Genomic DNA, 6,673 nt, shown 5'->3' on the forward strand with positions numbered 1-6,673 from the left:
CATAAGGCCTAATTCCTCCGCGGCAGTTAACCTAATTAGGGTGATATGGAGGGAGTTGCACTTCATCAACGCTTTTGTATCCCTCTGTATCACCCGTAAGACTAACCACCACCCCTCTATGAGCCGCACAAACAGCGCATGAATCACTATTTTCAATGATTTGCACAAGGTCTTGTCCATTCTCGATATAACGCTGCACATGACCTTGAACGGATGCATCACGCATTTTAGTACGTGTTACAGTCATCGCATAAAAATCCAGAGGAAGCTTTCTGTTATCCTTAGTGATAAAAGCTGTCAGACCTTCTTTTTCGAACGATTTAGCAACACGCTTTTGAATGACTTTCCTGGCATCGCCGGTTAAAAGGCCCTTTGCAAAATCTCCTTGTACATCATCTAACGCATTTCTAATGGTTGTATTCGCGCTCTTTTTAGCAGTACGAATAGCTGCTTTAAAATCAAGCAACGTATCATCAATGATCTTCCCAACGGCTTCTTGATGGATAAGACGACTCATTTTCTTAGTTTTGATACCATCACCTTTTAATAACTTAGCAGCTTCATCCACGCCGCCGAAGTAGTGATTAATTATGGCTTCCGGAATAACTTCATCGACCAATAAATCATATTGATCTAATATATTCCCAACATCACTGATAAGTTGTTCGACAGCTTGTTCCTCGGATAAATCGGATGTAGCGACTGCCTCCAAGATATTTCGCGTTATCTCCTGTACGTATTTAAGGAGTTGTTCTTCGTTCATTTTTCACTTTCCCTAAATATCGATTAAGGTTATGCTTTGGGATTTTATTTAAAGATGAAATAGGAATAACTTTTTCAGGATTCCCTTTATCCGCCAAGAACTGTAACTTTCTTTCATTCATCATCCTCATTACCTCCCAGTTATTTGGTTTTGTTACCCTTTTTCCGATTAGTTGTTCGAGAGACAGCACGCAAGTTCTTTTTGCTATTGCTTCCACCTTTCGATAACGGCACCTTATGATCTACTTCTCTTTTATCTCCAACTTCCAAACCCATCTTACGCCTTGCTTGATTGCGTTTAGAACGATTCTTACGCTGTTCTGGCTTACTGTGATAGTCGCGATACTCCTTTTTGTAATCACGCTTCTTCGTTGCCATCATCGTCTCCTCCTATTCGGTTGTCTAAAAAGTTGCCAAGAGTCTGCCTTCCTCGCAATAAAGAAGTAGTATCATCCGGAGTAGATTCCTCTTGTATCCTGGCGATTTCTTCCTGTATCCACTCTTCGCTAGCAGTAGGGTTATTCCTTCTAATGGTAGCTTCGAGCGATTGCACACCCCGAGTATAAGCTGTGCTGTTTTCATCAATGAGTTCCTTACGAGAAATAGGAATCATAGCTTTCAACTGGATTTCCGGCTGCTCAATGTAAATGTTCGGATCTACTTGATTTGCAAGCCATAGCGCAGATTCAAACAATTGTTTCAAAAAGTAAATGTATTCCTTTTGCAACTGCTCGGCCTTTAGCAAAGAAGTAAACAAATCATAGAATTTAGATACTCCCGATTGTGCGGAAGTCGAACTACCGCTAAGGTAAAAGTCCACTGCCTTCTCGGATGTTTTTGTTTCCATGAGCATTAATTTCATTAAGTCTTTGACCCAAGAGATATCGCCGATTTTAGAAATATCTATCTGGATAATCTCCATTGCTTTTCCGTTTTCATCGAACGTGGTAATTTCCAAATCTCTATGGTCAATCCTCGCACCATCGCCATAGCGCTCTATCGCCTTGTCCTGTAAAGACCGCATGATATCTTCATTAATCGCAATTCGTGGCTTCCCATTCCTCTCAAACGTCATTCCATTCCTTGTTAAAGTCCAGTTAATCTCGTCTTGCTTGCCTTCTTGGTTCTTTAAACAACTAACGCCTAACGGATTCATGAACGTTTTTTCGTTCGGCCAGTAAACAACAAAAAACCTCTCACGGTTTTCGTAAAAGGCTTCAAGTTCATCCATATTCAATAACTCTTTTGTTTCATCATCATCCAGCAACGCTGTTTTACCGGATTCATTACAGCTGTATAAAAGATGCCTTGTTCTCAATCCACCATCTTCTAGCCGTTCCCTGTATACATGCAGATATTCTTCATCGTCAATCTCGATGTCATAAGCCAAGTCAACGCCCATGCCATCGGGATGTGGATAATAAACGTCTCTTGCTTTAAACTCAATCCGCAATCCTCTGTCATCTAACCAAGGAACACCAACAAGTCCACCATCTACTTGCTGCTGCACAATGTTTCCCCAGTGTTCAAATTCCAAGTGTGAATTAGATACAATGTCACGAATTGCCTCTTTTTGCGTTGTAAGGTTGTCATAATTCTCATCCTCTGCTCTATTATCTTCAGTTGAATCATATTCATCGGACGATAGAGACGTCTGTATATTCCCGATTGAACGGCTCACAAGCATGGCTGGTATCTCTGGTATTAACTTAGATACATTCGCAACGATATACGGCGTCTGCACGTTTTGGCTCTCTCTTGTACCATAAATGATTTCGTCTACAATCTCGCCTTTTTCTATTAATCTTTTAGCACGGGAAAATAATTTAGAATGGTTACCTTCGTAAAGGTCACGATAAAAATAAATGTCTCCGTGCGTATTCTTGACTACTTTTTCGTTGAATTCTTTCCAGTCTATTGTCATTCCGACCCTCCTTTACCATGCAGATATGCTGCTTATTTTCGCCTTTTTGTTATTCATATCATCTTCAAAGGCGTATCTAGTGGCATCAATAGTATGATTATCTTTATCTTCTAATTTAGCTTTCGGATTACCGTCTCTATCAGTTTGATAATCTATATTTTCAAACTCTCTAGCAATGTTCGGGGTCCTTTTGGCATCGATCACAATTTCATCTAAATCATCTAGCCACTTCTCACCAAACTCTACGCTGTCTGGACCTTTTTTCGCTTTATCAACTCTGATTCCATATTCTTTTTGCTCGTCGATACTCTTAGGCTCGGCGCTGTCTGCTGTGGTTGGCGTTCTGCCATAACCTTTTTCTTTTATCCATTTAGCAGATTGCTTGTTACTTATTTTCACGCCGTAGTATTCATCCATGGCATAAATCTTATTGCGCTTTTTATCATAGTGCCATCGAACAAAAGCGTACGGATCCGTGGCATATCCAAAGTCTTCGCCCTGTCGGATATTATCAAACGTATTGTATTCGTCATCTGGTATCTCTCTAAAAGTTAGATTATCAAACGGAACAACACCGGAACCAATTGCCTCTCCTTTGTATTCCCACCTATATCGCATTTCATTTCGTTCTTTAGCAGCTTCAGCTTCTTCGATGAATTGCTTTGAAATATAAGGATTGTCCAAATAAGTTGAATGATGTACAAAAGTGTTTTCTGGTTGAAATTGAGTTTCATATTTTTTGTTCACCCATGACTGCTTTCTTTTCGGCGGGTTGTAAGAATAAAAGAATTTATAAAAAAGACCATTACCAAGTTCGCCACGTAATAGCGAGTTAGTAATGGTTGTTACTTCGTCTTCTGTTTTAAATTCAGCCAGTTCCTCAATCCATGCAAAAGCAAAAGGAAAATTAGCGCTTTTGAGTGACTTTATTCGTTCTGGCTCCTGTGCCCCTCGGAACACAATATAATTTCCTCTAGGCACGTATGTGATTCTCATAGGAGACTTATTTACCTTGAATAAATGTGACACGCCTTGCTCACTGATCGCCCATTTAATTTGCTCGAAAATAGATAACTCGATTGTATTATCCACCTTACGAATACCCACTCCATTTACAGGAAACCGCATTAGCAATTGAATTAAGATATGAGCGATGTCAGATGATTTTCCAGAGCCACGTCCGCCTTTACAAACGACGTTTAGGATATCTGGATTAACAGCCGCCTTCCACACTGGATGAAATGCTTTAGGGATAAATTCAGATAGTTTACGTTTCATCCTCATCACCTATATCATCAACGAATGTTACGGCTCCAGCAACATTCACATCTCGCTTGTCAGTCCACATTGCATAACGTTTCCCTAGTAATTCAGCAGCAGACTTCCTCGCTTGGGCGTTCGGTGTAACCTTTACTACTTTTTGGTATCCATCACCATCTAACAAAGGCATCGGTTCATCGACTTCACCGCGCATAACCGCTGTAAGAAACTCCATGATTTCCTGTTGATCTGCAACCTTTTCACTTTTAATTTCTTCGAGCCGTTCATCGATGTATTTTTTTATGCTCACATTTTCCATTAATTTGGCTGCGTTACCTCTTGCATAAGCTTTGCTATATCCTGCTTTTACCGCTGACTTATATATATTTCCAGTGATGATATACTCATCAGCGAATTTTTGTTGTTTTAACGTTAATTTCTTTTTACTCATGGCATATCACCACCTCCTTATATGTTTTTAGACAAAATAAAAAGCACCCCCGAAAGGATGCTTTTTATTTTATTTTACTAATTTCACCAACGTAATTACATTATCATTTATATTAGGGATAATGAATGGACCTGCAAATACCCCTTTAGGATCATCGCTCAGCGAATCGTAAAATGTTATATCTTTTACTTTCGGGTTATTTCGAATTAAATCAATAAAGGATTGAGTCAATTTATGTTCTCTAGAATCAATAATTAAGTTATCGCCTCGTTTGGAATATAATCCCACTCCAAAAATCTCTTTTTTTCCATTAATTATAATTTTATCGAACTCTTTCACTCAAACACTCCTCGTCAGTACTCGTTATAATACTCTTTTATTAAATTATAACCCTTTTCCCTTATAACGGAAGACTCTGGTATTGCTGATCCAGACCTATCTTGTTCAGTGCTATCGATATACCCGTCAAGCTCTGCGTTATCCACTATATCTCTGTATTCGCGCAAAGTTATACCAAACTTATTTTGCACCATATCAGGATTTCCATTTCTATCAATCTCTCTTAGTATAAACGCAATTATTTCATGTAAATTATCCATATTTTTCACCCCCCTATTGCATTAATTGTACAATAGAGGTGATGCAAATAGCACGTAAGTGCTTATGGCGTAGCAAATATTAATAGCGTTCCATTATGCCACGCCGTCCTGCCTTCCATTCTACACGCACTGCTTATTTTTTGGCATTTTTTGTTCATACTGTTCAAACTGTAACATCTGTTCCACAATGCTATCTTTTATCCTGTAAATGTGTGTTCTGGATAATCCCATATGAGCAGTAATTGCAATCATACTCATTCCATCCAACATACATTCCAACACTGCTTTTTCACGCTCATCAGTAATAAGGTGAATTCTCTTCTGAATAAACAATACTTTGCTCTCTAATTTATCCAGCCATTTACTGTTTTTGTCACGTCTTATCACTTCCAGAGCAATTGGATCACTTGTGCCGCCTTTTGCTTTTGGCATAGCTGATTCAATTCCGGATTGAGCGACCAAGTTACCGCCTTCATAATCCATTAACTGCCTTTGTCTCTTAATCTCGTTCAGCATCCAGCTGTAATCTCGTAGTGCGTTTTCGAATTCCTTGCTATTCATAATACCGACCCCTCTCAAATTAAAAAGGACAGCAAAAGAGATCCCTCAATCTCTAATGCCATCCTCAGTTGTTCTGATAGATTGCTTGTTATTTAATTATTTATTCGTACCATAGCTTCTTCACTCGCGATATCAATAACAGATTCAAGACATTCATAAATCCATTCCACTTCTTTTTCGGTCTTAGCTTCCTGGAACATCTCACCAAATAGAATTTCTAAATCTAATGAATCGCACTTTAATTTTCCGTTTTTAGTTCTCCCAAAAAATGATGACATGCAACCTCTCCTCACTTCGTATACTTAACCTCATACCGCCCCAACTTATTATCCTGCCAGCGCTGCGTGACTTCTCCAAAACCACCAGCTGGCTTGTCCATTTTTTCTAGTTTCCCATCTTTCACTCTGTAAAGAGCATCCTCACTCAGATTGATTTCTACTTTGCTTGTTTTCACCTAATCACCCTTGTTCCTTAGTTTTGACAGCCGTTTCTTTTCCTTGCAACCATTCATCAGGTGCTTTTTTAAAAACAGGAGCTCTATTTTCTGCAATAGCCAACATCATTTCCATACCGTTATACATGCCGTGCATATACTCGTCATAATTCCAATTACCGTTATATCCTTGTATTTCTAATACCCCTTTCATTACTTGAAGCCGTATTTCGTTCATTGTTTAACCCCCTCCAATCGATAAACCTCAACTTCCGTCCGTTCCTCATCTTTTCCACACTTGATAATGCTAGATTCCATGTGCTTAACCTGCCTGTCATCGTTGTATACAACCTTATTCATGGAATCGGTCACCGCTTTATATAAATTATCTATATCAGCTCTGTTACCGTGCGCATAATGCGTTAATTTAACGCCTACATCCCCATCAATCGGATCTGTTTTCATGCTCGCTTTAGCAATCCACGCAACCTGCTTTTTATAATTGAAATAGCGTTTGGCGTATTTGTTAACGTATTTGCTTTTTTGGGTGACTCTAACCGCCGGAACAGGCTTCAATGGAATAACGAATTTAATCATTTCACTCTCTCCTTAACATAAACCGCCTCGTAGTACGTTTCTTCAATCGTCGTGACATATTGCCCTCTTTTGTTAAAAATCTTCTC

Annotated in this window: 13 protein-coding genes; all 13 read right to left on the minus strand. The window is 39.1% G+C overall.

Annotated features, from left to right (window positions below; translation table 11 throughout):
* Window positions 1-31: 31 nt before the first annotated feature.
* The gene (locus tag KI343_RS18280; protein ID WP_212927855.1) at window positions 32-712 is read right to left on the minus strand and encodes a phage minor capsid protein; all 681 of its coding nucleotides are present in this window, start codon (window positions 710-712) and stop codon (window positions 32-34) included.
* 28 nt (window positions 713-740) lie between these two features.
* A complete protein-coding gene (locus KI343_RS18285; RefSeq protein WP_212927856.1) occupies window positions 741-887 on the minus strand; it encodes a hypothetical protein in 147 nt (48 codons plus the stop codon).
* A gap of 16 nt (window positions 888-903) precedes the next feature.
* On the minus strand, window positions 904-1,140 hold the full coding sequence (locus KI343_RS18290; protein ID WP_212927857.1) for an HNH endonuclease signature motif containing protein: 237 nt from the start codon (window positions 1,138-1,140) through the stop codon (window positions 904-906).
* Window positions 1,121-2,686, minus strand: a complete 1,566-nt coding sequence (locus KI343_RS18295; protein WP_212927858.1) for a hypothetical protein — start codon at window positions 2,684-2,686, stop codon at window positions 1,121-1,123. Before KI343_RS18295 ends, KI343_RS18290 begins: the two co-directional genes overlap by 20 nt.
* Before the next feature lie 12 nt (window positions 2,687-2,698).
* Complete coding sequence (locus tag KI343_RS18300; protein WP_374705454.1) at window positions 2,699-3,964, minus strand: PBSX family phage terminase large subunit; 1,266 nt, start codon at window positions 3,962-3,964, stop codon at window positions 2,699-2,701.
* Complete coding sequence (locus tag KI343_RS18305) at window positions 3,954-4,397, minus strand: terminase small subunit (RefSeq protein ID WP_212927860.1); 444 nt, start codon at window positions 4,395-4,397, stop codon at window positions 3,954-3,956. Before KI343_RS18305 ends, KI343_RS18300 begins: the two co-directional genes overlap by 11 nt.
* Window positions 4,398-4,466: 69 nt before the next feature.
* Complete coding sequence (locus KI343_RS18310) at window positions 4,467-4,736, minus strand: hypothetical protein (protein WP_212927861.1); 270 nt, start codon at window positions 4,734-4,736, stop codon at window positions 4,467-4,469.
* Window positions 4,737-4,750: 14 nt separating this feature from the next.
* The gene (locus KI343_RS18315; protein WP_212927862.1) at window positions 4,751-4,996 is read right to left on the minus strand and encodes a hypothetical protein; all 246 of its coding nucleotides are present in this window, start codon (window positions 4,994-4,996) and stop codon (window positions 4,751-4,753) included.
* 120 nt (window positions 4,997-5,116) lie between these two features.
* A complete protein-coding gene (locus tag KI343_RS18320) occupies window positions 5,117-5,557 on the minus strand; it encodes a helix-turn-helix domain-containing protein (protein ID WP_212927863.1) in 441 nt (146 codons plus the stop codon).
* Between the two features lie 92 nt (window positions 5,558-5,649).
* Window positions 5,650-5,835 carry a hypothetical protein gene (locus KI343_RS18325; protein ID WP_212927864.1) on the minus strand — a complete coding sequence of 62 codons (186 nt, stop codon included), beginning with the start codon at window positions 5,833-5,835 and terminating at the stop codon, window positions 5,650-5,652.
* A gap of 11 nt (window positions 5,836-5,846) precedes the next feature.
* A complete protein-coding gene (locus tag KI343_RS18330; protein ID WP_212927865.1) occupies window positions 5,847-6,011 on the minus strand; it encodes a DUF3954 domain-containing protein in 165 nt (54 codons plus the stop codon).
* A gap of 4 nt (window positions 6,012-6,015) precedes the next feature.
* Complete coding sequence (locus KI343_RS18335) at window positions 6,016-6,228, minus strand: hypothetical protein (protein WP_212927866.1); 213 nt, start codon at window positions 6,226-6,228, stop codon at window positions 6,016-6,018.
* A complete protein-coding gene (locus tag KI343_RS18340) occupies window positions 6,225-6,587 on the minus strand; it encodes a RusA family crossover junction endodeoxyribonuclease (RefSeq protein WP_212927867.1) in 363 nt (120 codons plus the stop codon). Before KI343_RS18340 ends, KI343_RS18335 begins: the two co-directional genes overlap by 4 nt.
* Between the last annotated feature and the right edge of the window lie 86 nt (window positions 6,588-6,673).

Origin of the sequence: Oceanobacillus sp. J11TS1 (assembly GCF_018333215.1) — a bacterium.
In the GTDB taxonomy this organism is placed as follows: domain Bacteria; phylum Bacillota; class Bacilli; order Bacillales; family Amphibacillaceae; genus Oceanobacillus.

What these genes read in the sequence shown, in the direction of transcription:
- KI343_RS18285 (WP_212927856.1), bottom strand. Translation starts at nt 887, where the DNA reads ATGATGAATGAAAGAAAGTTACAGTTCTTGGCGGATAAAGGGAATCCT.
- KI343_RS18290 (WP_212927857.1), bottom strand. Translation starts at nt 1,140, where the DNA reads ATGGCAACGAAGAAGCGTGATTACAAAAAGGAGTATCGCGACTATCAC.
- KI343_RS18295 (WP_212927858.1), bottom strand. Translation starts at nt 2,686, where the DNA reads ATGACAATAGACTGGAAAGAATTCAACGAAAAAGTAGTCAAGAATACG.
- KI343_RS18300 (WP_374705454.1), bottom strand. Translation starts at nt 3,964, where the DNA reads ATGAAACGTAAACTATCTGAATTTATCCCTAAAGCATTTCATCCAGTG.
- KI343_RS18305 (WP_212927860.1), bottom strand. Translation starts at nt 4,397, where the DNA reads ATGAGTAAAAAGAAATTAACGTTAAAACAACAAAAATTCGCTGATGAG.
- KI343_RS18315 (WP_212927862.1), bottom strand. Translation starts at nt 4,996, where the DNA reads ATGGATAATTTACATGAAATAATTGCGTTTATACTAAGAGAGATTGAT.
- KI343_RS18320 (WP_212927863.1), bottom strand. Translation starts at nt 5,557, where the DNA reads ATGAATAGCAAGGAATTCGAAAACGCACTACGAGATTACAGCTGGATG.
- KI343_RS18325 (WP_212927864.1), bottom strand. Translation starts at nt 5,835, where the DNA reads ATGTCATCATTTTTTGGGAGAACTAAAAACGGAAAATTAAAGTGCGAT.
- KI343_RS18335 (WP_212927866.1), bottom strand. Translation starts at nt 6,228, where the DNA reads ATGAACGAAATACGGCTTCAAGTAATGAAAGGGGTATTAGAAATACAA.
- KI343_RS18340 (WP_212927867.1), bottom strand. Translation starts at nt 6,587, where the DNA reads ATGATTAAATTCGTTATTCCATTGAAGCCTGTTCCGGCGGTTAGAGTC.